Genomic DNA, 21771 nt, shown 5'->3' on the forward strand with positions numbered 1-21771 from the left:
GCAGCGCTGTCTTTCTTTATGCAAATACGATCAAGTTATCCCTGTGTATCGCGGGCTTCTCGGCCAGGTCTGCGAGCAGGCGGTTGCTGGCGATCTGGTCCTGGCGGCGACCGGCAGCAAGCTCCAGCACGTCCGAATCGGCCTCGGCGATACCGCGGGCGACGACCATACCGCTCGGATCGCACACATCGAGCACATCGCCCTCGGCAAACTGGCCATCGACCTCGCGAATACCCACCGCAAGCAGGGAAGAGCCACGGCTGACCAGCGCCTTCGCAGCACCATCATCGACCGTCACCGAGCCATGTGCCTTGTCGCCCAGCGCGATCCACAGCTTGCGGGGTGCGATGTCCAGACGCTCCGCCGGCGGATCGAACAGCGTGCCCACGCTCTCGCCGCGGGCGAGACGCACGAGCGCATCGGGCTCCTCGCCCGAGCAAATCACGCTCTGAATGCCCGCCGTCATCAGGATGCGGCTCGCGCGGATCTTGGTAATCATGCCGCCCGTGCCCACCGATGTGGAAGAATCGCCCGCCGAGGCAATAATCTTGGCATCGATCTTATGCACGACAGGAACAAACTCGGCCGTGGGGTCTTCATGCGGATTGGCAGTATAGAGACCATCGATGTCCGAGAGCGTCACGCACAGATCGGCAGAAACCAGGCAGCTCACAAGCGCCGCCAGCGTGTCGTTGTCGCCAAACTTGATCTCATCGACGGTGACGGTATCGTTCTCGTTGACGACCGGCACCACACCCAGCTCCACAAGGCGAAGCAGGGCGTCGCGCGCGTGCAGGTAGGACGTGCGGCGCGCCGTGTCGTGACGCGTGAGCAGCACGAGCGAGGTGAGCAGGTCGCGCGCATGGAACTCCTCGTCGTAGGCCGACGAGATGATGCACTGACCGGCCGAGGCGCAGGCCTGCAGGCTCGGCAGGTCGCCGACCGGCTTACGGTCGAAGCCCAGCACGGGATAGCCGCAGGCAATGGCGCCCGAGCTCACCACGATCAGGCGCCAGCCAAGCTCGCGCAGCGCTGCGGCCTGGTCGGCAAGCCCGCCGATAAAGGCGCGGTTGACCTTGCCGTCGGCGCCCACCACCGTGGACGAACCGATCTTTACCACCATCGTTTTATAAGAAGTCGTCATACGTCAAACCAATCAACTGTTCAGCGAACGGCCGAGGCGGTGGCCAGGGAAGCGTGACTCGCCCCTACCGCCCAAGGAATTAGTGAGCCCAGGGAAAGGCAGAGGCCGCGGCCATGTTCTTGCGCACGAGCTCGTCGCGCACCTGAGCCAGGCCCTGCTCCATACCCACCACATAGGTCTGCGGGTACAGGAAGCGCTTGAAAGCTGCGTCCAGATGGTCGAGCGCCCAAGCACAGCGCTCGCGCGCGTCCTGGATGCTCTCACGCGGAGCCACCGCACTGCCATCGCGCACGATCGGCACCAGCAGCTCGCGATACTCGAGTTCGGACACGTCGGTCACCAGGGCGGCATCGTTCACGGCCACAAGGGTATTGCCGCGCGCGGCGCCCTCCCCTGCCAGATGATCCTCGTCATAAATCATGTCGCAAACCGGGCCGCCAAAGCCGTCGTAATAGCGTCGTACGCGCTGCACGCCGGGGATCGTGCGCTTGTAGGGCTGCTCGGAAAGCTTCACCACCGGCGTCCACGGCTCCGCGTCGCTCGCACGACGGGCCGAAAGCTTGTACACGCCGCCCAGCGCAGGCTGATCGTAGCAGGTCGCGAGTTTGGTGCCCACGCCAAAGCTGTCGATGGGCGCGCCCTGGTCGAGCAGGGACTGAATCGTGTACTCATCCAAATCGTTAGAAACCGAGATCCCCACATAGGGCAGGCCCTCGGCATCAAAACGGCCGCGCACATACTTTGAGAGCTTGGCGAGGTCGCCGGAGTCGATGCGAATGGCCGACAGGCGCTCGCCCACCGCTTCCATCTCCTTGGCAACCGTAATGGCATGTTCACAGCCCTCGCGCACGTCATAGGTGTCGATGAGCAGCGTACAGTTCTTGGGGCTCGACTTGGCAAAGGCGCGGAAGGCCTCGAGCTCGGAATCGAAGCTCATCACCCAGCTGTGCGCATGCGTGCCAAAGACGGGAATACCGTAGCGGCGGCCGGCGAGCACATTGGACGTAGAGGAGCAGCCGGCAACGTAGCTCGCGCGCGCGACGGCCAAGCCGCCATCGGGACCCTGAGCGCGGCGCAGGCCAAACTCGGCAACGGGACGGCCGTCCGCCGCCAGCACCACGCGCGCCGTCTTGGTGGCGACAAGCGTCTGGAACCCAACGATGTTGAGCAGCGCCGTCTCGAGCAGCTGGCACTCCAGCGCGGGGCCGGTGACGCGAACCATGGGCTCGCGCGGAAAGACGAGCTCGCCCTCGGGCACGGCGTCGATGTTTACATGCGCACGAAAATCGCGCAGGTAGTCGAGGAATCCAGGCTTGAACATCGCGCCGCCGGCCGGGGCCTGGAGCGAGGCGAGGTAGTCGATGTCCTCGGGCGTAAAGCGCAGGTTCTCGACCAGCTCGGGCAGCTCGGCGGTACCGCACATGACGGCATAGGCGCTACCAAAGGGATGGTCGCGGTAAAACGCGGTAAAACAACCCTGCTCATTGGCCTTGCCGCTCTCCCACAGGCCCTGGGCCATAGTGAGCTCGTACAGATCGGTAAGCATTGCGATGTCGGTGGGATGAGAGATATCGGTCAAAGCCATGGGGCGACCTTTCGGATGCGTTGTGCAGAGGTTGAGGGTTGGACAAGGGCAGAGTGTTCGGACATGACGCCCGATGTAAATCGGTTAGAGCAGGCCCATGCTGGTCAGGATCGTGTAGCCCATAAAGATGACAAACGCGATGAGGGCAAGGACAATGATGATTTTTTGAGCCGGCGCCATGCCAGGGATCTCGTTCTCGCCCGTAGGCTCCTTGGAGGTAACCATGCGCTGGGCAAAGGTCATCTCGTCACGGCTCGGCTTGGGCTCGACGGACTTGGAACGAGCGGCCTTTTTAGGCTGAGGTTTGGGCGCGGCAGGTGCAGGCTTCGCGGCAGCGGGCTTGGGCGCGGGCGCCGGTGCGGGTGCGGCGTTCGCGGCGACCTCCTCGGCCTTCGCACGCTCGGCACGCAGGGCAGCCAGCTCCTCACGCTCGCGACGGGCCTCTTCCCGAGCCTCGCGGCGTGCCTTCTCAGCGCGGAGCTCTTCCAACTCAGCGCGCTCCTCGTCGGACAATGGTTGGGACTCAAGCTCGGCCATGGTACAGCCCTTTCTTTTAAAAAAAGCCGCCGACACAATGTCAGCGGCTTATCAAATCCAAGGGTGGAGACGAAGGGAGTCGAACCCTCGGCCTCTGCCATGCGACGGCAGCGCTCTCCCAACTGAGCTACGTCCCCAGGACAAGTCGATATTTTACCTACGGCTCGCCAACTGTCAACGCCCAATAACCAGTCTTTTTGGGGCGGGGCTATTTTAGCTACTTTCAGATGCCGGCTCGACCCCTGCCGAGAGTAGTCTTTTTGGGACGGGGCTTTTTAGCTGCCCCTGCCGTTAATCGGCCAAAACGTGTGCGCTCTCTGCTGGGGCTAAAAAAGCCCCGTCCCAAAAAGACTACTCAGCAGAGCTACTTTGCGCTGGTAAGAACACCGGTGGTGTCAAACGCCGGGGTAAAGCTCTCGTCTACCGCGCCGCCCTCTTGCCAAAACATCGTCGTAAAGCCCAGGTCGTCGGCATGGTCGAGCACCTGCTCGTACTCCTCGCGCGTTACGGCACGGGCCAACTCGCCGCCCTGCTCGCGCATGAGTGCATTGGGCGTGTACTGGTTCATAACCGAAATCGGCACGTCGCCCACCGTCTGCCACACCAGGTCCAGCACGCGGCACGAATCGTCCGCATGCCCCGGCAGCACCAGGTGGCGCACGATGATACCGCGCTTCATGAGCCCGTCCTCGTCCACCAGCTCTCCCCCGCGGCGCTCGATCTCGCACGCCATCTGTGCCAGGCCCGACACGGCCACGCGCGGGTAATCCTTAATATGAGAAAGCGACTGCGCAAGCCCGGCATCGGCATATTTAAAGTCGGTGAGCCACACATCGACCAGGTCACCCAGGGCAGCTACGGCACTCGCCCGCTCATAGCCGCTCGTGTTGTAAACGATCGGGATGTCCAGCCCGCGCTCCCTCGCTGCGGCAATCGCGGCCGGCAGCAGGTGAGCATAATGCGTCGCAGTCACCAGGTTGATGTTGTTGGCTCCCTGGTCCTGCAGTTCCAGCATAATCTCGACCAGACGCTCAGGCGAAATCTCAAGGCCAAAATTGCCGGTCGAGATCTCGTGGTTCTGGCAGTAGATACATTTAAGCGAGCAGCCGCTAAAGAAGATCGTGCCCGAACCGGCCTCGCCCGAGATAGGCGGCTCCTCCCACATATGAAGCGCCGCGCGGGCCACCCTGAGCGTGTCGTTAGCACCGCATACGCCGCGCACGCCCTCATCGCGCGCCGCACCGCAACGGCGGGGACACAAATGGCAGGCGGGCGAAAAAAGTTCGGTCAACGACGTCGGCATAAAAACATGCTCCAAAACAACGATTCAGCAGCTCAAACGTAAAGGGCCAGGCCGCGTAGACGGCTCGAGCCCCAAGGCGCCGTAATCGTCCGACACGATTTTTGTAATGTCAAGACTGGAATCGATAAAGTGCCGCTTTATGATGTAGGTATTCCGCCCCCCGCGGAGCAACTGGGTGAACCGTCGCGTTTATTTAGGGAGCCCACACAGTCGTACCTAGTACAGGTATCCTTCGTTGTTAAGGACGCTGGAACAGTCGATGAGGGCACCCACCTGTTTTAGGTGGGTTCATTTTCGTAACGTGGGGGGTGGTTTTCTTTTGCCGAAAATCACCATCACGGTTCATATGGATCCCCGTCGGCATCCCGACAAGCCATCGACAACATCCCAATATCTGGTAAGCGCGTGATTATCGCTGCGTGCAATTACATGCACCCCCCTTGGTCGAGTATTATGGTTCGGCTATGCCCTTTGCGCATGGCGTTCTTCTGACCTTTTCCTTCGACGCTTGGCGGTTTTTAGATTCATGGCTTCATCCCCGAGCTACATACCGTACCTATGCGTGGCAGCGGCGGCCTTTATCACGACCTTCCTCGCGGTGCCCCTGGTCAAGCGCTTGGCAATTAAGCTCGATGCCGTCGACTATCCTTCTAAGCGCCGCATCAACACAAAGCCCATCCCGCGTTTGGGCGGAACGGCGGTGTTTTTGGGCCTGGTCGTTGCCTGCATTGTGCAAATCCTAGGCACCTGGCACCTAGGCTGGCCACCCGTCCTGGTGCCGCACCCGCGCCTTCACATTAGCTATCCCATGCTGGCGCTCTCCTTTACCGTCATCTTTGCGACCGGCGCTATCGATGACGTCTTCCAACTCAAGCCCAAGCAAAAGCTGGCCGGGCAGGTCCTCGCCGCGCTCATCGCCTGTATCGGCGGCCTGCGGATCGGCGTCATCGTCAACCCGTTTGCCCCCGGCGAAATCATGCTCGGGTGGCTCGCCTACCCCATCACCGTAATCTATCTGGTGGCATTCACCAACATCATTAACCTCATCGACGGCCTCGACGGCTTGGCCACGGGCATCTGCGGCATCGCCTCGTTCACCATGTTTTCGATGGCCGTTCTCTCGGGCCGCATCGACGCCGCCGCGCTCTCCATTGCGCTCTTTGGCGCCTGCCTGGCCTTTTTGCGCTACAACTTCAACCCCGCGAGCATCTTCTTGGGCGACTCGGGGTCGCTGCTTCTGGGCTTTGCACTGGGCTCCATCTCGCTGCTCAACGTGAGCCGCACCGCCGCGCTCACCTCGCTTATCATCCCGCTCATCGTTGCCGGCGTGCCCATCATCGACACGTTTAGCGCCATCGTGCGCCGCAGGCGCGCCCACATTAGCATTGGGCAGGCCGACAAGGGCCACATCCACCACCGCCTAATCCAAGAAGGCTACAACCAAAAACAGGCCGTGCTGCTCATCTATGCCTGGTGCATCATGCTTTCGGCCGGCGCCGCCGCGATTAACCAGGTCGAAGTGCCCATGCGTGTGCTCATCTTTACCGTGCTCGCCATTGGCTCGGCGGCCTTCGCCAAGCACCTGCACCTGTTTGAACCCGTGCTACGCCACCATTACAACAAGCGCACGCACGAGGACGAGCTCGTCACCCCCGACGACCCCGCCTTTAAGCAGGAGGAGCAGGCAGCCGAGGAGCGCAAAGAAGAGCGCCACCACAAGCTCTAGGGCAAGCTGCCGAGGATGTGCCAAGGCACCGTTGGCCAAGCGCGGCCGCGCCGCGCCCATCGCACAAGCCGCACCACGCGCGTCCCTCTCCCGCCCTCGCCTACTTACGCACCGCCCCTCCAATAAACGCGTTATCATCTTGACCCATGAACATACGTTAGGAGCAATCATGCCAAACGAGAACAGCTACGAAGTCGCGCTGCAAAAGAGCAACGCCATTCGCGAGGGCCTGACCAAAACGCCCGAGAAGTTCACCATGCTCACCGGCGACCGCCCCACCGGCCGTCTGCACCTGGGCCACTACTTCGGTACCCTCAAGGGCCGTGTTGAGCTGCAGAACATGGGCGCCAAGACCAACGTGCTCATCGCCGACTACCAGGTCATCACTGACCGCGACACGACCGAGCACATCCAGGACAACGTGTACAACATGGTCATGGACTACCTTGCCTGCGGCATCGATCCCGACAAGACCATGATCTACGCGCACTCCGCCGTGCCCGCCGCCAACCAGCTCATGCTGCCGTTCCTGTCGCTGGTCTCCGAGGCCGAGCTGGCGCGCAACCCCACCGTCAAGGCCGAGATGGAGGCCTCGGGCCACGAGCTCACCGGCCTTCTGCTCACCTACCCGGTGCATCAGGCCTGCGACATCCTGTTCTGCAAGGGCAACGTCGTGCCCGTCGGCCGCGACCAGCTGCCGCACATCGAGCTCACCCGCACCATCGCCCGCCGCTTTAACAACCGCTACGGCAAGGTGTTCCCCGAGGTCGACGCGCTGCTGTCCGAGACCCCGCTGCTGCCGGGCCTGGACGGTCGCAAGATGAGCAAGAGCTACGGCAACGCCATCAACATCTCGATGACCGCCGAGGAAACGGCCAAACGCATCAAGAAGAGCCAGACCGACTCCGAGCGCATGATCACGTTCGATCCCGAGAACCGCCCCGGCGTGTCTGGCCTGCTTTCAACAGCCGCCATCTGCACCGGCCGTTCCGAAGTCGAGATTGCCGAGGAGATTGGCATGGGCGGCTCCGGCCAGCTCAAGAAGTACGTGACCGAGGCCGTCAACGAGTACTTCGCACCTATCCGCGAGCGTCGCCAGCGCTACGAGAACGATCTGGACTATGTGAAGGACGTCCTGCATGAGGGCAACCGTCGCGCCAATGAGATCGCCGAGCAGACCCTGGCCGAGGTTCAGGACGCCATGGGCATGGTGTACTAGACCGATTTGCTGGCTTGAGCTTTCGATTGCTTTAGGGCGGGCGCTACGGCGTCCGCCTTTTTTGGAGCCGGACCGCTTCAGCTCCATCCATCACACTCTCCCGACAAACAGGAACAGGCCCGCCGGCAGTTAGCTGCCAGCGGGCCTGTTCCCGAAGTACACCGTTGAATCGCACAGAGGGGAGGGATGCGAATCAAACTCAACAGGGCAGGCTTTTTCATCGCCTATTGCCTGCTCCGTTGCTGAAACCAATATAGTTCACCGTGGCTTACTTTCTAGCGTCAAACTACCCCAACATACCTTCTCCATAAGTTAGCCCAGGTAAACCTGCAACGGAAAGCCACCACAAAGGGGACAGGCACCTTTGTGGTGGCTTTGACCACGGCAGAGCTGTTAGAGTCCAGCAGGCCAACGACAGGCGGCCAGATCAACATGCATGGGATCGGCAAACGTCACGCCCTCCCCCATTAAGAGCTCGCGCTGAGCATCGGGGCCGCCAAAGGCAAAGCCCTCACAGATACGGCCGTCGGCAAACACCACGCGATGACAGGGAATTTGGCCAGGGCGCGGATTACTATGAAGGGCATACCCCACGTACCGCGCACTTCGTGGACGACCGGCAAGCAGTGCCACCTGACCATACGTGGCGACCATCCCCTCGGGGATCTGCTCGACCACCCCGTACACCCGATCAAAAAAGCCCTCAGACGCCATTGCTCGCTCCCTTCCACCCGGAAAAGCATAAACCATCACAAAGGGGACAGGCACCTTTGTGATGGTTTATGGCAGGTCGGTTAGTTGGCGGGCTGGAAGAAGGCTACTGCCACGGCGCCGGGGCCAACGTGGGTTCCGATGGTGGCGCCGATGGTGTGAACGGGCAGTTCGCCCTCGGTGTGACCAGCCCACAGTGCCGCGCTGTCCTCGATATACTTCTTGAGCACCGCATCCGAAAGGCCCGTATAGCCGAGCGCCAGCGGCATGGAAAAGTCGATGCCGCCCGCCTTTTCGACCTTTTGGTTCAGCAGGTTGCGGCCGTTCTTGGAACCGCGCGCCTTGCCCAGCTGCACGATCAGACCGTCCTCGACAGCCACCACGGGCTTCACGTTGAGCAGCGTGCCCACGGCGCCGGCCGCAGCAGACAGACGACCGCCGCGCACCAGGTACTCCAGCGTCTCGAGCAGGCCGATAACCACCACACGGTCGCGCACGGCCTCGACAGCCGCCGCGATCTGAGATGCACTGCGGCCCTCGTCCACCAAGCGCAGCGCATACTCGACCAGGACGCGCTCGCCCAGGGTGACGTTGTTGCTGTCTACCACGAACACGTCGCCACCTGGCGCCTCGGCAAGTGCGGTACGGGCACTCTGATTGGTGCCTGATAGCTTAGCGCCCACGGTAATAATCACTGCCTCGTCGCCGGCCTCACGTGCTTCGGCAATCGCCTGCGAAAACGCGTACGGGTTGACCTGGCCGGTCTTGGGCAGCTCGTCGCGCTCCACAAGCATCTCGTAAAAGCGCTGGTGATCGATGTCGACGCCATCCATATACACATCGGTGCCAAAGGTGACGGACAGCGGCAGAACACGCAGAGCGGGGTGCTCCGCCGGCGACATATCGCTGGCGGAATCGGTAATAATGCGGACGGACATAGCGAATCCTTTCTTGCGCAGGTCTCGCGCAGGGAATTTTGACAGCAATGTCCCGGCACGGCGTACGCGCTCAAACGGGACGATGCAGTTCTTGGCTGAAAGCTAGCTCCAGCGCGGCTCTAGATCTCGCGCAAGGTGTTGAGAATCGTGCGCAGCGACGCATACATCTGCTCGCGCTGCTCCACACCCATAGCCTTACCGGTGGTATCGAGCACCTCGCGAATGATGCGGTCCGCCTCGCTCATGCTCTCGCCGCCTAGAGCGGTCAGGCGCACCGGAGCACGATACTTAACGGCGGCATCGCCCGAATCATCGACCTCAACGTAGCCGCCCTCCTCCAGATGTGCCAGTGTGCGCGAAACGGCGGCACGGGTAACGCCGGCCATGCGGGCGAGGTCGGCGCCAGTCAGGCCGTCCTTGCTGCGCTCAAGATAGTACAGGCACATAACGTCGGAGCCCTTGAGGCCCAGCCTTGCGCCTTCGGACGTCTTGATACGCTGAATCTCCTTGTAGAGCCCGCTGATCAGTCCAACAAAGTCCTCGAAACGTGTCTCGTCGTTCTGCTGCATGGGAGACGACCGCCTTTCGCTTGCATAATGCTTACGGGTAAACATCTTAGTCGCATAAGCCGACACCCGTACCCAAATATCCCATTTGTTAACCCATCAACATAAAAACCACCACAAAGGGGACAGGCACCTTTGTGGTGGTTTGGGGCATCGAGTTTGATCCGCAGACTTCGCTACAGCCCCACGCAAGGATTGTCGCGGGTCACAAGCGTTTTAACGACAACCGTCGCTCCCAGATAGCGCTCGAGCAGCTCGGCTAAGCGATCGATCGCGGCCTGGCAATCCCCCATCCGCTCGGGCTCCACGCACTCAATCGCCAGGAAAGCATCGGCCGAATCATCGGACAACGCCGTTCGAACGCCATCGCGCCAGTTCCAGCAGCGGCATACGGCGCCCGCATCATCGATGTAGGCGAGCTCGCCGGGCAGCGTCGGGTCATCTGTCTCCTCGCCAAGCGGCAGAAATGAATCGCCACCGTCGGTCACCTTCAGGCAAAGGTCTCCCTCAATCGCGTGCAAATCCTCGCCGCCTACGGGCAGCGCGTAGGACAGCGACACCGTGTTGTAGATGTCCACCGCGGGCGTAATGTGGCCCACCGGCTTTCCTTTGAGCACGCGCTTGAGCAGGTTCTCAATTGAGCAACGCGTGCCCTTCTTGGTCTTGAATAGGCGATATGCCTCGCGCCATGCCTTAACCGGCGCATTCTCGCTGATGGTATCACTCGTCAGGTGACGCTCCGCATCGATATTGGCGCGGTCGAGCAACGCGGCAATCGCATCAACGTCCTCTTGAGGAATCTGAGCCGCGGGCTTCATGCCCTTTACGACCACAACACCGACAGCCGCCTGCGGAAATAGCTCCCAAAACGAATCCTCGGCAACGAAACTCTTCATGTGCTCTCCCTTCATAGCATGCGCCCGAGCCCGGGTGCCTAAACAAAAAGCGCCCTTACGACGGCCACCTTCAAAGTCCTACGGTGCCGCCACAAGAGCGCTTACGCTGCCCCCATCCGGAGAAGGGGGCGATATGTCAGGCGTATTGTAACCCGAGTCATTCGCCCAAGCAAAACCGCCACAAAGGTGCCTGTCCCCTTTGTGGCGGATATGGACTCGCGGCGACGCTAGTGTCGGAGTCCCAGCAGGCCGCGGCCGCGATGACGGGCGTCGGCGTGCACCTGAGCGTGCGGACCGGCGGCCTTCACGGACTCGGGCAGGTGCGAGTACTTCTTCTCGAAGTTCTCCTCGAACATCACGGCCAAGTTGTGCGCCGCCTCGTCGTAGCGCGCGGTGCTCTGCCAGTACTGGCGCGGCACCAGGATGCCGTCGGGCACGCCGTGGCACGTGGTGGGAATGTCAACGTTAAAGATATCGTCATGCACGAATTCGCTGTCCTCGATGGTACCGTCGAGGGCGCGGGCCACCAGGGCGCGCGTGTAGGCAAGCTCGATGCGATGGCCCACGCCGTAGCCGCCGCCAATCCAGCCGGTGTTGACCAGGTACACACGCGTGCGGCCGTCGGCGATGCGCTCACCGAGCATCTTGGCATAGACCATGGGGTCGAGCGGCATAAACGGCTCGCCAAACAGCGAAGAGAACGTGGGCGTGGGCTCGGTGACGCCGACCTCGGTGCCGGGGATCTTGGCCGTAAAGCCCGTCACAAAGTGATACATGGCGGCGTCGGCCGTCAGGCGCGAGATGGGCGGCAGCACGCCAAAGGCGTCGCAGGTCAAAAACAGCACGACGCTCGGAGTGGTGCCCATGCCCTTGGTCCACGCGTTGGGAATGTGCTCCACAGGGTAGGCCACGCGCGTGTTGTGCGTGACCGAGACGTCATCGTAGTTGGGCTTGCGGCTCTCGTCGAGCACCACGTTTTCGCAGATCGCGCCAAAGCGGACGGCGTTGAAGATCTCAGGCTCGTGGAACGCGTCCAGGCCCTCGCATTTGGCGTAGCAGCCACCCTCGATGTTGAAGATGCCCATGTCGGACCAACCGTGCTCGTCGTCGCCGATCAGCAGCCGCGTGGGGTTGGCCGAAAGCGTGGTCTTGCCGGTGCCCGACAGGCCAAAGAACACCGCGGTCTCGTGCGTGACGGGATCCATACTGGCCGAGCAATGCATGGGCAGCACGTCGTCCTCGACGGGCAGCAGGTAATTCATGACGCTGAAGATGGACTTTTTGATCTCGCCGGAGTAGCCGGTACCCGCGACCAAAATCACGCGCTCCTGGAAGTTGATGACCACGGCGGCGCTGGAGTTGAGGCCCTTGATGGCGGGATCGCACTGGTAGCCCGGCGCGGCGAGCACACAGAAGTCCGGCTCGCCGGTGCGCGCGATTTCGCGGGCAAGCGGGCGGGCGAGCATCTGCTTAATGAAGAGTGCCTGGCTGGCGCGCTCGCAGGCGACGAGCAGTCGGCGCGTGTGGTTGCGGTCGGCGCCGGCCATGCCGCGGGTGACGAACACGTCGCGCTCGTTGAGGTAGTCGACGATGCCGGCCTTGATGGTCTCGTAGCTCTCGATCGAAAGCGGTCGGTTGACGGCGCCCCAGGCGATCTTGTCGTGCACGTCGGGCGTGTCAACGATAAAGCGGTCATTGGGGGAACGACCAGTGCGCTCCCCCGTCTCGATCACCAGCGCGCCGTTGGATGCCATGCGGCCTTCTTCGCGGCGGATAGCGTGCTCGACGAGCTCCGCGGCGGGTAGATCGACCAGCAGACGGGGCTGATTCTCGGCGGGATCTTCGACCAGCGTAATACCAAAGTTGGACAAAACATCTGCAGGGGTAACACCAGGCATGGGGCCTCCTTTAAAAACGCGACACGAGGACACGACGCGCACTTTACTCACGTAAAGCCCGTTGTACCCGATATGCAAAAACGTTTTTGCGGCAAGGGCGGCAAGCCCGCCCAACGGTCAAAAATCGCAGGCAAGCGGCCTAGTCATTGGGGACGTTTTTAAACGACTAATCGTTGGGGACACTCTTGAACAGGCAACAACCAAGGAGCGTCCCCGGATGCCGGCACTCGGGGACGTTCCTAAAGTGCCGGCACATAAGGAACGTCCCCGAGTGCCGGCTACTGAATGGCGCCGCCGAAATTATCGAACAACCTGTTCAAAAACACGAACGAACACCGTCGCGTCTATACTAGAGCGCAGCAATAGAAAGGACTCCGCTTTGAGCATCACGCCCATCGATAGCATTCGCCGCGCCATCGCCCGCCGCAATGGCGTCGCCGACCCCACCGTATCGGACGGGGCGCACGGGCAGGGCGGACGCATCGAGAACGGCCTGTTCCCCGCATCGCACACCGCCGAGGAGCTCGCACGAATCCAAGAGCTAAGCCAGCGTAACGCCGGCGGTCCCGACAGCAGCCAGGCCACACGCCGTCGCCGCGAGCGCGATCGCCAGCCCGGCCCCATCCACCGCATGGTCAATGCCTGGTGGAACCGCCTGCTCGGAGCCGTCTACGGCGGCGGCTTCTCCACGCAAGAAGCCGAGTACGAAGATCACGCCACCCGTCGCGACTACCTTTGGAATACCCTGGGCACCGCCGTATGGGGCATGGCGTTTCCGTTGCTCACCATCGTGTCCACACAGCTCGTGGGCGCCGAGGAGGCTGGCAAATTCTCCATCGCCTTTGTCACCGGCACGCTCATCATGATCGCGTGCAACTACGGCGTGCGCAATTTCCAGGTCTCGGATATCGACGAAAAGACGTCCTTTGCCTCTTACCAGCTCAACCGCTGGATCTGCGGAGCGCTCGCGCTGGCATGCGGCCTGGTATACAGCAGCGCCCGCGGCTACGATGCGCAGATGGCCACAATCGGCCTGGGCGTCTACCTGTATAAGGTGATCGACGGCATTGCCGACGTGTACGAGGGCCGCCTGCAGCAGGCCGACAAACTCTACCTGGCCGGCATGAGCCAAACGCTACGATCCGTCGGCGTCATCGCGGTCTTTAGCGTGGCACTGTTCCTCACGCGCAGCATGCCCATCGCCGCCATGGCCATGGGTGTTACCGCGATCGCCTCGCTCGTGCTGGTCACCGCGCCGCTCGCCCTGCTCGAAACCGAAAAATCGCGCCGCGTGAGCCTGCGCGAGGTCGGTCACCTGTTTATCCAGTGCGCCCCGCTTTTTAGCGCGCTGTTCCTGTTCAACCTTATCGAGAGCATGCCCAAGTTCGTGATGGAAGGCACGCTGGCCTACAAGTATCAGCTGTACTTTAATGCCCTGTTCTTTCCAGCGCAGGCCATTTTGTTGAGCATCGGATTTGTCTATAAACCGCAGCTTCTGCGTCTGTCGAGCATTTGGACGAATCCGCGCAAGCGTCGCCGCTTTGACTTGATTATTATTGCCGTTATGGCACTGATCGTGGTCATCACCAGCGTGTGCGCCGCATTTATGGCAGGTCCCGGTATTCCCCTCATGAGCTTCATGTACGGCCTCAATTTTGAGCGCTACCGCACGCTGGCACCGCTGATGGTTGTCGCCGGCGGCGTCACCGCGGCCATCGACTTTATCTACGCCATCATCACGGTGCTGCGCCATGCCGGCGACGTCACCAAAATCTACCTGATCTGCTTCGCCGTAAGCGTAGTGCTGCCGGTGATCCTGATCAACCTGCTGGGTCTGATGGGCGCCGTGGTGAGCTACCTAGCCATCATGGCCCTACTCCTGGTGCTGCTGATTATCGAATACGCCCACATCCGCCAACGTATCGAACGCGACCGCAATCCGTACGGTGCCTAACCGGTGCAATGGGGGGTCTCGTTGCGGACGATTTGCGACACGCAAAACTAAGTGAGTAGACTTTTGCCGAATCCCTGACCACACCGGCAAAACACAAGTCAGTGACCTGCGGTTTTGTTGAGGCAAATTTGCCGGCTGCTCGGCATTTCCAAAAAAGTCTACTCACTTAGCCAGCGGGCAGTCAAAAAAGCTCCGTCCCAAATTAGCTACCCTTTGCACCGATTATTCGCCCGGGTTGATGTTCGCATAGAACTCGGCCCCGTCATCCAGGCGCAGGATGCCGACGCGGCCGAACTCGGAGCCGGTGGCGGCGGCGCAGTCGATATCGATGCGATCGGGCACGCCGGCGGTATCCTCGCCACCCAGGCGCACAATCTGCCCGCGGCCCGACTCCTCATCAAGCCCCGCCAGGCCGCCAACCTCGCAATAGCGCCCAAGCGACACCGTGGGCGTGTGGCCGCTCACCACGACCGGACCCTCGCCCTCGGCAGAAAGCAGTCCCGTCGGCGCATCCCAATAGCCGTGACGAATCCACAGCAGGTCATCGGACGACTGCACCGCGAGCATCTGCTGCAGCAGCTCGCGATCGGCACCCACCGCTCCGACGCCATCGGCACAATCGACGCCATGCTCAAGTAAAAACGCGCGCGCCGCCTTCATCTCGATTCCAGCATGTACCAGCAGATACGGGCGCTCCTCGGTCTCGGCCACCGCGTAGAGCGGCAGCGCGGCCATCCATCGCACGAGCTCCTCGTATGCCTCAAATTCCATGTCGTTGAGCTGCTCGCGCGTCGTCCAGCCACCGTTGATATCCCAGGTCTCGGCATCGAGCGGATCCTGGCCAATGATGGCATCGAGCATGATCTGCTCGTGATTGCCCTTGAGAACGCGGGCGTTAGGCAGCGAGCGCACGAGCTTAATAACGCCGACCGGATCGGGCCCGCGATCGATCATGTCGCCCAGCACGTACAGCGTGTCGTCGGACGTCAACGAGATCTTAGACAGGGCCTCGTCAAGCGCATGCACGTGTCCGTGAGCATCAGATGTCACATAGATCGCCATGGAACGCCTTTCCCTACCTTGCGACCGAAGCCCGGAACCGCAACTAAAACTTCAAGTTGAACTTAAACGTTACCCATTGTACTCCGTTGCAATAAAGCTGGAAAGGGTTTCCGAGCAGAGGCAAAGACGGCAGCCGTCTATGACGATATCGCGCACGCCCGCAATCTAACCCCATAAACCCACCATCTTTGGGTACAAATAACCGCAGGCAACTGACCGTGCCACGCCAACCACCCAGGAGCGGACACCATCCATGAACCAGATCCTTCTCTTTATCGGCCTCGTCATTATTCTGTGTCTGACCATCAAACCCGTCGGCAAAAAGCTCCCCTTCCCCACCCTGCTCATCTTTATCGCACTCGGCATGCTGCTGGGCGTCAACGGTCCGGCGCACATCGACTTTAGCGACTATGCGCTCACCGAAACCGTCTGCAGCACGGCGCTGCTGTTCATCATGTTCTACGGCGGCTTTAACACCAATATCGACCGTGCCAAACCCGTTGCCGTGCCCGCGGTACTGCTGAGCACGCTCGGCGTCGTCATCACTGCCGGCATTACGGGTGCGTTTGCGCACTTCGTGCTGGGTTTTGACTGGATTGGTGGCCTGCTGTTGGGATCGGTCGTGGCATCCACCGACGCGGCCAGCGTCTTTAGCGTGCTGCGCGAGCACAGCCTGTCGCTGAGGGGCGGCACCGACTCGCTGCTCGAGGTCGAATCGGGCTCCAACGACCCCGTCGCCTACATGCTCACCGCCGTGCTCGCCACACTCGCGGCCGGCGGCGACATTAACATCCCCGTGCTGCTGGCCAAGCAGATCATCCTAGGCGTGGGGTTGGGTCTTGCCATCGGCTGGGCATCCAGCCGCCTGATAGAGCGCGCACGCGCAACGGCCGAGGGCGCGCAGACCATCTTCTTGTTCGCGGTGGCCATCGTGGCCTACGCGCTGCCGAGTTACCTGGGCGGCAATGGCTTTTTGGCCGTGTACCTGGCCGGTATTGTGCTGGGAGCCAGCGACATTACCGGCAAGGTCGAGATGGCGCACTTCTTCGATACCCTCACCGAAATGGCCGAGATGACCATCTTCTTCTTGCTGGGCCTGCTCGTGACGCCCGCACGCCTGCCGCAAATGCTGCTACCGGGTCTGGCGCTCATGGCGTTTATGCTCTTCGTGAGCCGCCCCATCGCCGTTGGCGTGCTGCTGGCGCCCTTTAAGACGAACCCTCGCCAGGTAGCGCTCATAAGCTGGGCGGGTCTGCGCGGCGCGGCTTCGGTCGTATTTAGCCTCTTTGCCGTGGTGACCGGTATTCCCGGCGGTCACGACCTATTTGACCTGGTGTTTGTGATTGCTGTGTCGAGCATTGTGGTGCAGGGCTCGCTGCTGCCGGCGGTGGCAAAGAAGCTCGACATGATCGACGCGGAAGGCGATGTGCGCCGCACCTTTAACGATTACCGCGACGAGAACGGCATGTCGTTTGTCAAGCTCAAGGTGGGCGCGGGCCATCCATTTGCCGGACGCTCGCTCGCGGACATTGGCAGCGCGACGGACATGCTCGTGGTCCTGGTGCTGCGCGACGGGGCGCATCCGGTACTGCCCAATGGCGACACCGTGATCCAGGAAGGCGATCTGCTGGTGATGGCCGCCCCAACGTTCGAAGAGCGTGCCGAGGTTACGCTGCGCGAGATCACCGTGACTCCCCACGGTCGCCTGGCTGGTCAGCGCCTGCGCGATGTGCCGCAAGGCAAGCATCCGTTTATTGTAGTGATGCTCAAGCGCGACGGCCAAACGATCATTCCCGATGGCAACACCCTAATATACGCCGGCGACGAAGCCGTCATCGCCACGCTGGCATCGTAGCCATCCCCACCCATAAGTTGCGGTGAAATAGGGATTGAATAGGCCTCTGAACAGCCATTTCAGTCCCTATTTCACCGCAACTTATTAAGGGGATGGGGTTGAAGCTCAATCGCGGCTACCAGTCCTCATCCGTGTCACAGCCGTCGCCCTCATCGTCGACGGCAAAGTCGCGGAGGTCGAGGCCTTCGCGTTCGGCTCGGGCTAGGAGCTCTTGGGGCGACTCGTCCTCGATATCCATCACGTCGAGCATGGCAGCGGGAAAGCCCACGCCAGCCGCGCTCCCCGCGTAGTCGAGCAAGCCCTCGCGCAGCTGGTCTACATCAACTTCAATCTTCACGGTGAATCCTCCTACCGGGCAATCGCGACCGGACAAACCGCACGTCCCAACTGATGTGCAATAAACTCCAGATACGGCCATAATAAAATAATGAACATCAGGGAGGTTACGGACAATGGACAAGCTCACTGCCATGACGGAACAAGTCAGAGATTTTTGTGATGCGCGCGATTGGCGCAAATATCACACTCCAAAGGAACTTGCCATCGGCATAGCGACAGAGTCCTCCGAACTCCTTCAGCTTTTCCGCTTTATGAGCGACGAGCACATTGCAGAAATGTTCGATAACCCTGATCAGCGCCAAGCCATCGAAGACGAAGTCGCTGACACGCTCCTCTTTCTCCTGCGTTTCGCCGATCTAAACGGAATCGACCTCCCAAAGGCGCTCTCGTCCAAACTCAAACGCAACGGCGAGCGCTATCCCGTCGACACCAGCTCCAGCGAATACAGAAAGGCGGACCACCATGAGTAACGAGTTCGCCCTTCGGCAATACACGCTTCCCCTGCCCCAGCCCTTCGAGACAAGCGAATCGCTGCAAGACTTTGGCACACCAAATCCAGGGTCGCACCACGACGAAAGCTGGCCTGTTCTCTACATCCTGACCAACAGCAAAAACAAAACGGCGTACATCGGTCAAACGACCAATTATCGACGCCGCATGAAGCAACACGCCGCAAACGTGGACAAAGACTTCGACCGGACCCTTCTGATTGACAATCCGACCTTCAATCAGTCAGCAACATTTGAGTTTGAGAATCGACTTATCGAGCTGTTCTGCGCTGACGAAAAATACCAGGTAACCAATGCCAACAATGGCTATGCCCAGTTCGATTATTTTGAGCGACCCCAGTATCGCCAGAAGTTCAGAGACCTCTGGTCGAAACTTCGCGAAGAGAACTATGCGATCCACCCCATCGAAGAGCTCGAGAACACTGACCTGTTCAAATTCTCGCCCTTCAAAACGCTCACGCCCGATCAATACGAAACGATTGAGGCGATTTACAGGCGGCTCGAGCAAGAGCATGAAGACATTAAACACGGCGGGCCCAAGAAAGAGCGCATAACCGTCGTGAACGGCGCGCCAGGAACAGGCAAAACAATCCTCGCCATCAGTCTCATGTTCAAAATCAAAAATGAGCCGAACCTTTCCGGCCTGCGGGTCGGCTTTGTCACCCCCATGGATTCCCTAAAGAAGACCCTCAGGAAACTCACGCATTTCCTTCCAGGGTTAAAGCCTGGCGATATCTTGAGCCCCAGTGACGTCACAAAAAATGATCGTTATGACATCCTACTTGTCGACGAAGCACATCGACTGGGTAATTATCTAAGTATGGGCTCCGGCATCAAGGCCTTCTATAACACCTGCGATCGCCTCGGCCTTCCGCACACGAGCAACCAGGTTGACTGGATATACAAATGCTGCGACAAGGCGTACCTGTTCTATGACCCCAAGCAGCAAGTCAGGGCATCCGGCCTCAATCGAGACGGTCTTGAGCGGCGACTTAACCAACTCGAAGAAGCGAAAATTGAAACCGAAGAATTCAACTTGAGCACCCAAATGCGAGTACGCGGCGGCGATGAGTATCTCGACTTTGTATATGATCTACTCGACAACAAGGCATACATGCATGCCGGCATGAAGTTCGAAGAACTCTTTTCATCGGAGCCTTACGATTCGCGGGCCGGGGATCCGAACAGTGATGCTCCCAGATACCAGTTTGGAATCATCGACCGATTTGAGGAATTCTGTTCCCTGCAGCAAGCCAAGGAAGAAGAAGTTGGTCTATCCCGCATGACGGCAGGTTTTGCGTGGAAGTGGGAAACGAAGAAACACAAAGACGCGTTTGACATCGTCATCGAGGGTATCCCCAAACGTTGGAACTCGAGTCAAAAGGATTGGGTCAACTCCCCCAACGCCGTCAATGAGGTCGGATGCATCCACACGGTACAGGGCTACGACCTCAACTACGGCTTCGTCATTCTGGGACCAGACATTTACTACGACGCCGAAAAAGGAGCTGTCTGCGTTAACAAAGCGAATTTCAAAGATGCCGTCGCAAAGAAACAGGCAAGCGACGACGACCTACGAAAGATCATCGTCAACGCCTACTATGTCCTCATGACGCGTGGCATGCTGGGAACGTTTCTTTATGTATGTGACCCGGCGCTCAAGGAGTATTTGTCACGGTATATCCCGGTGATTTAGCTGCTGCCCGCGCATGGCATGAATAGCAACGGAAGCAGCAGCGAAGCTCCTAGGAAACAATCTCGGATTCACAAAGGGCGGCGGGGCGCGCTGGCGCCCTATCCAACCAATACTGCCCCCAGAACATTTGCGAGCTTCTTGGCGGGGCGCCTATTCGCTTTTTCGCCCATCGCCACGAGCGCGTGGTTGCAGGCGTCCTCATTCATGTCGCAAACAATTCTAAGCTCATGCCGCACCCTTGAAGCAGCCGTATAAAACAAAGTCCCAGGCTCTGGCATGTAGCTCATGGACGGCTGTTCCCATAAGGCTTGATCAACATCAATCAAAATTACCGCAGCAGCCTCCATCCCCTTGAACTTCCTCACCGTATGGACGGGAATCTTCTGACCTTTCCACCTCTTTAAGCTCTGATCGCCAGTGAAACAGCCCGACAGCTTAGAATTTTCCAGTGTCTTGCATGTGATAATCACAATGTCATTAATACCGGCACTCTTGAGTAGAGTAATATGCTTATCCACATATGCCTCTTGCGCGGCGGCGTCACAATCAATCATAAGCAATGGAGGCTTGCCAAGCTTAGCCATAACCTGTGTTCTAAAACCGTGCGCTTCACCAAGAGCACTCAGGGAAGACTTCTCGATAGCCTCCGTATTCCGGCAGTTTACATAAAGCGTTAGCTTGCAATCGGCATCCATAAGGAAGCTGGGCATAGTTGAGCCTTGGACAAACTGCCTTTTGTCGTAAAAGAGATACATGGTGCTCTCCGGCTTTGAATCCACAATAGAACGTAGCGTTTCGAGCACCATCGCGTCCTCGATAGCCTTGAGGCCAAAATCTTGGCCTTCGTCTATTACGATGTGCTGATAGGGAAACGAGTCAGGGTGCTCCATGAGCTCTTCGGTCAGGCTGGCATAGTTTGGCTCGAGAGAATTGCAGACCTTGCAGGCGTAGCCCGGAATTGTATAGACGTCGATTTCCGGAACATCCTTGCACCTTCTAGCAATCTCTTCCTTCAAAAGCGAATTAAAGCACAAAAAGAGAACCCTGCCCGTACAGGCGGCCTGCCTAGCCCTCTCAATTGCAATGAGGGTTTTACCAGTTCCTGCCGCCCCATTAATTACCGCCGTCTTCTGATCCTTGATGAAATTCAACACGCGAGCCTGCGAGTCCAGCAGCCTTGCGAACACGAAATCGTTATATCGATAGTCTACCGAATTCGTCGGGACGATATCGAACTCCGGCAAGAGCACTTTATGCAAAACCTCTTGAGCCTCGGTCTTGGAGAGTCTCGTCTCCCTTCCCCCGACTTCCATACTCATGATGCGAACTATTTGAGCAGTTGGATCCCCAAGGTCTGTCTTGCACAGAGTAATATCGCGAGAAGCCTCAGGAGAGTAGTCAATAAAACCAAGCTCGTGGGCGCCCAAGGACGGAAGCCAAACCGCATGAGTAACCTTGCACCTATCGCACAGCTCCCTCAACCCTACATCTTCAAATCGATTAATGAGCTTCCATTTAATGCTATCCGCCTGCCGATAAGGCCCTCCATGCCTCCGCATCGATATGCCGCTACCGTATAGCCACTCGCCGTTTTCGCAGCGGATCTTTCCCGCCTTCGCCTCGATGACAAGGATACCGAGTCTGCGATTAAACACGACGAAATCGGCTTCCCTCTGCTCAATAGCGTTTCCATCCACAACATCCAACATCTTGTATGAATGGATAACCGTAAAATCATCGGGAAGCTTACTCAGTGCGTAATAAATCTCCCCCTCACGGCTCCGATCGTCGTATTCAGCTGGGCCAAGGCTCGGTATCATTCTTGCAGCCATG

18 protein-coding genes and 1 tRNA gene are annotated in these 21771 nt (G+C 59.5%); 6 read left to right on the forward strand and 13 right to left on the reverse strand.

Annotated features, from left to right (window positions below; translation table 11 throughout):
* Positions 1–16: 16 nt before the first annotated feature.
* From proB to DW925_RS07300, 5 genes are all read right to left on the reverse strand, one after another.
* Positions 17–1144, reverse strand: a complete 1128-nt coding sequence (gene proB, locus DW925_RS07280) for a glutamate 5-kinase (protein ID WP_117790705.1) — start codon at positions 1142–1144, stop codon at positions 17–19.
* 79 nt (positions 1145–1223) lie between these two features.
* Complete coding sequence (locus DW925_RS07285) at positions 1224–2729, reverse strand: nicotinate phosphoribosyltransferase (RefSeq protein WP_117757741.1); 1506 nt, start codon at positions 2727–2729, stop codon at positions 1224–1226.
* A gap of 84 nt (positions 2730–2813) precedes the next feature.
* On the reverse strand, positions 2814–3266 hold the full coding sequence (locus DW925_RS07290) for a hypothetical protein (protein ID WP_117716822.1): 453 nt from the start codon (positions 3264–3266) through the stop codon (positions 2814–2816).
* 64 nt (positions 3267–3330) lie between these two features.
* Positions 3331–3403, reverse strand: a tRNA-Ala gene (locus DW925_RS07295).
* Between the two features lie 227 nt (positions 3404–3630).
* Complete coding sequence (locus tag DW925_RS07300; RefSeq protein WP_117716821.1) at positions 3631–4569, reverse strand: radical SAM protein; 939 nt, start codon at positions 4567–4569, stop codon at positions 3631–3633.
* 526 nt (positions 4570–5095) lie between these two features.
* Here DW925_RS07300 and DW925_RS07305 point away from each other — a divergent pair.
* Both DW925_RS07305 and trpS read left to right on the forward strand, forming a co-directional pair.
* The gene (locus tag DW925_RS07305) at positions 5096–6295 is read left to right on the forward strand and encodes an MraY family glycosyltransferase (protein WP_117716820.1); all 1200 of its coding nucleotides are present in this window, start codon (positions 5096–5098) and stop codon (positions 6293–6295) included.
* A 169-nt stretch (positions 6296–6464) separates the two neighbouring features.
* Complete coding sequence (trpS, locus tag DW925_RS07310) at positions 6465–7514, forward strand: tryptophan--tRNA ligase (protein ID WP_117716819.1); 1050 nt, start codon at positions 6465–6467, stop codon at positions 7512–7514.
* Between the two features lie 393 nt (positions 7515–7907).
* On the opposite strand, the gene DW925_RS07315 is transcribed toward trpS, so the two are convergent.
* The 5 genes from DW925_RS07315 to pckA form a co-directional block, all read right to left on the reverse strand.
* The gene (locus DW925_RS07315; RefSeq protein WP_117716818.1) at positions 7908–8228 is read right to left on the reverse strand and encodes an MGMT family protein; all 321 of its coding nucleotides are present in this window, start codon (positions 8226–8228) and stop codon (positions 7908–7910) included.
* Positions 8229–8308: 80 nt separating this feature from the next.
* Positions 8309–9163 (reverse strand): DegV family protein, encoded by an 855-nt coding sequence (locus DW925_RS07320; protein WP_117716817.1) that lies wholly within the window; start codon positions 9161–9163, stop codon positions 8309–8311.
* A gap of 119 nt (positions 9164–9282) precedes the next feature.
* Entirely contained in the window at positions 9283–9732 is a 450-nt protein-coding gene (locus DW925_RS07325) for a MarR family winged helix-turn-helix transcriptional regulator (RefSeq protein ID WP_022093866.1), read from the reverse strand.
* Positions 9733–9905: 173 nt separating this feature from the next.
* Positions 9906–10625 carry a B3/4 domain-containing protein gene (locus tag DW925_RS07330; protein ID WP_117790706.1) on the reverse strand — a complete coding sequence of 240 codons (720 nt, stop codon included), beginning with the start codon at positions 10623–10625 and terminating at the stop codon, positions 9906–9908.
* A 227-nt stretch (positions 10626–10852) separates the two neighbouring features.
* A complete protein-coding gene (gene pckA / locus DW925_RS07335; RefSeq protein ID WP_199577059.1) occupies positions 10853–12523 on the reverse strand; it encodes a phosphoenolpyruvate carboxykinase (ATP) in 1671 nt (556 codons plus the stop codon).
* A gap of 379 nt (positions 12524–12902) precedes the next feature.
* Here pckA and DW925_RS07340 point away from each other — a divergent pair, with 379 nt between their 5' ends.
* Positions 12903–14477, forward strand: a complete 1575-nt coding sequence (locus DW925_RS07340; RefSeq protein WP_233540257.1) for a lipopolysaccharide biosynthesis protein — start codon at positions 12903–12905, stop codon at positions 14475–14477.
* 222 nt (positions 14478–14699) lie between these two features.
* On the opposite strand, the gene DW925_RS07345 is transcribed toward DW925_RS07340, so the two are convergent.
* On the reverse strand, positions 14700–15539 hold the full coding sequence (locus DW925_RS07345; protein WP_117790707.1) for a metallophosphoesterase family protein: 840 nt from the start codon (positions 15537–15539) through the stop codon (positions 14700–14702).
* Positions 15540–15792: 253 nt separating this feature from the next.
* Between DW925_RS07345 and DW925_RS07350 the strand changes: the two genes are divergently transcribed.
* Complete coding sequence (locus DW925_RS07350; RefSeq protein ID WP_117790708.1) at positions 15793–17394, forward strand: potassium/proton antiporter; 1602 nt, start codon at positions 15793–15795, stop codon at positions 17392–17394.
* 115 nt (positions 17395–17509) lie between these two features.
* On the opposite strand, the gene DW925_RS07355 is transcribed toward DW925_RS07350, so the two are convergent.
* Positions 17510–17731 (reverse strand): hypothetical protein, encoded by a 222-nt coding sequence (locus DW925_RS07355; protein WP_117790709.1) that lies wholly within the window; start codon positions 17729–17731, stop codon positions 17510–17512.
* A gap of 115 nt (positions 17732–17846) precedes the next feature.
* Between DW925_RS07355 and DW925_RS07360 the strand changes: the two genes are divergently transcribed.
* Entirely contained in the window at positions 17847–18203 is a 357-nt protein-coding gene (locus DW925_RS07360) for a nucleotide pyrophosphohydrolase (RefSeq protein WP_117790710.1), read from the forward strand.
* A complete protein-coding gene (locus DW925_RS07365) occupies positions 18196–19938 on the forward strand; it encodes a DUF2075 domain-containing protein (RefSeq protein WP_117790711.1) in 1743 nt (580 codons plus the stop codon). Before DW925_RS07360 ends, DW925_RS07365 begins: the two co-directional genes overlap by 8 nt.
* A 98-nt stretch (positions 19939–20036) precedes the next feature.
* On the opposite strand, the gene DW925_RS07370 is transcribed toward DW925_RS07365, so the two are convergent.
* Entirely contained in the window at positions 20037–21770 is a 1734-nt protein-coding gene (locus tag DW925_RS07370) for a DEAD/DEAH box helicase family protein (protein WP_117790712.1), read from the reverse strand.
* Position 21771: the final 1 nt, after the last annotated feature.

The organism is Collinsella sp. AM43-1, assembly GCF_003467925.1.
Lineage (GTDB): Bacteria > Actinomycetota > Coriobacteriia > Coriobacteriales > Coriobacteriaceae > Collinsella.

Bases quoted from the DNA above. Each gene is read 5' to 3' on its own strand.
- proB (WP_117790705.1), bottom strand. From the start codon at position 1,144: ATGACGACTTCTTATAAAACGATGGTGGTAAAGATCGGTTCGTCCACG.
- DW925_RS07285 (WP_117757741.1), bottom strand. From the start codon at position 2,729: ATGGCTTTGACCGATATCTCTCATCCCACCGACATCGCAATGCTTACC.
- DW925_RS07290 (WP_117716822.1), bottom strand. From the start codon at position 3,266: ATGGCCGAGCTTGAGTCCCAACCATTGTCCGACGAGGAGCGCGCTGAG.
- DW925_RS07300 (WP_117716821.1), bottom strand. From the start codon at position 4,569: ATGCCGACGTCGTTGACCGAACTTTTTTCGCCCGCCTGCCATTTGTGT.
- DW925_RS07305 (WP_117716820.1), top strand. From the start codon at position 5,096: ATGGCTTCATCCCCGAGCTACATACCGTACCTATGCGTGGCAGCGGCG.
- trpS (WP_117716819.1), top strand. From the start codon at position 6,465: ATGCCAAACGAGAACAGCTACGAAGTCGCGCTGCAAAAGAGCAACGCC.
- DW925_RS07315 (WP_117716818.1), bottom strand. From the start codon at position 8,228: ATGGCGTCTGAGGGCTTTTTTGATCGGGTGTACGGGGTGGTCGAGCAG.
- DW925_RS07320 (WP_117716817.1), bottom strand. From the start codon at position 9,163: ATGTCCGTCCGCATTATTACCGATTCCGCCAGCGATATGTCGCCGGCG.
- DW925_RS07325 (WP_022093866.1), bottom strand. From the start codon at position 9,732: ATGCAGCAGAACGACGAGACACGTTTCGAGGACTTTGTTGGACTGATC.
- DW925_RS07330 (WP_117790706.1), bottom strand. From the start codon at position 10,625: ATGAAGAGTTTCGTTGCCGAGGATTCGTTTTGGGAGCTATTTCCGCAG.
- pckA (WP_199577059.1), bottom strand. From the start codon at position 12,523: ATGCCTGGTGTTACCCCTGCAGATGTTTTGTCCAACTTTGGTATTACG.
- DW925_RS07345 (WP_117790707.1), bottom strand. From the start codon at position 15,539: ATGGCGATCTATGTGACATCTGATGCTCACGGACACGTGCATGCGCTT.
- DW925_RS07350 (WP_117790708.1), top strand. From the start codon at position 15,793: ATGAACCAGATCCTTCTCTTTATCGGCCTCGTCATTATTCTGTGTCTG.
- DW925_RS07360 (WP_117790710.1), top strand. From the start codon at position 17,847: ATGGACAAGCTCACTGCCATGACGGAACAAGTCAGAGATTTTTGTGAT.
- DW925_RS07365 (WP_117790711.1), top strand. From the start codon at position 18,196: ATGAGTAACGAGTTCGCCCTTCGGCAATACACGCTTCCCCTGCCCCAG.
- DW925_RS07370 (WP_117790712.1), bottom strand. From the start codon at position 21,770: ATGGCTGCAAGAATGATACCGAGCCTTGGCCCAGCTGAATACGACGAT.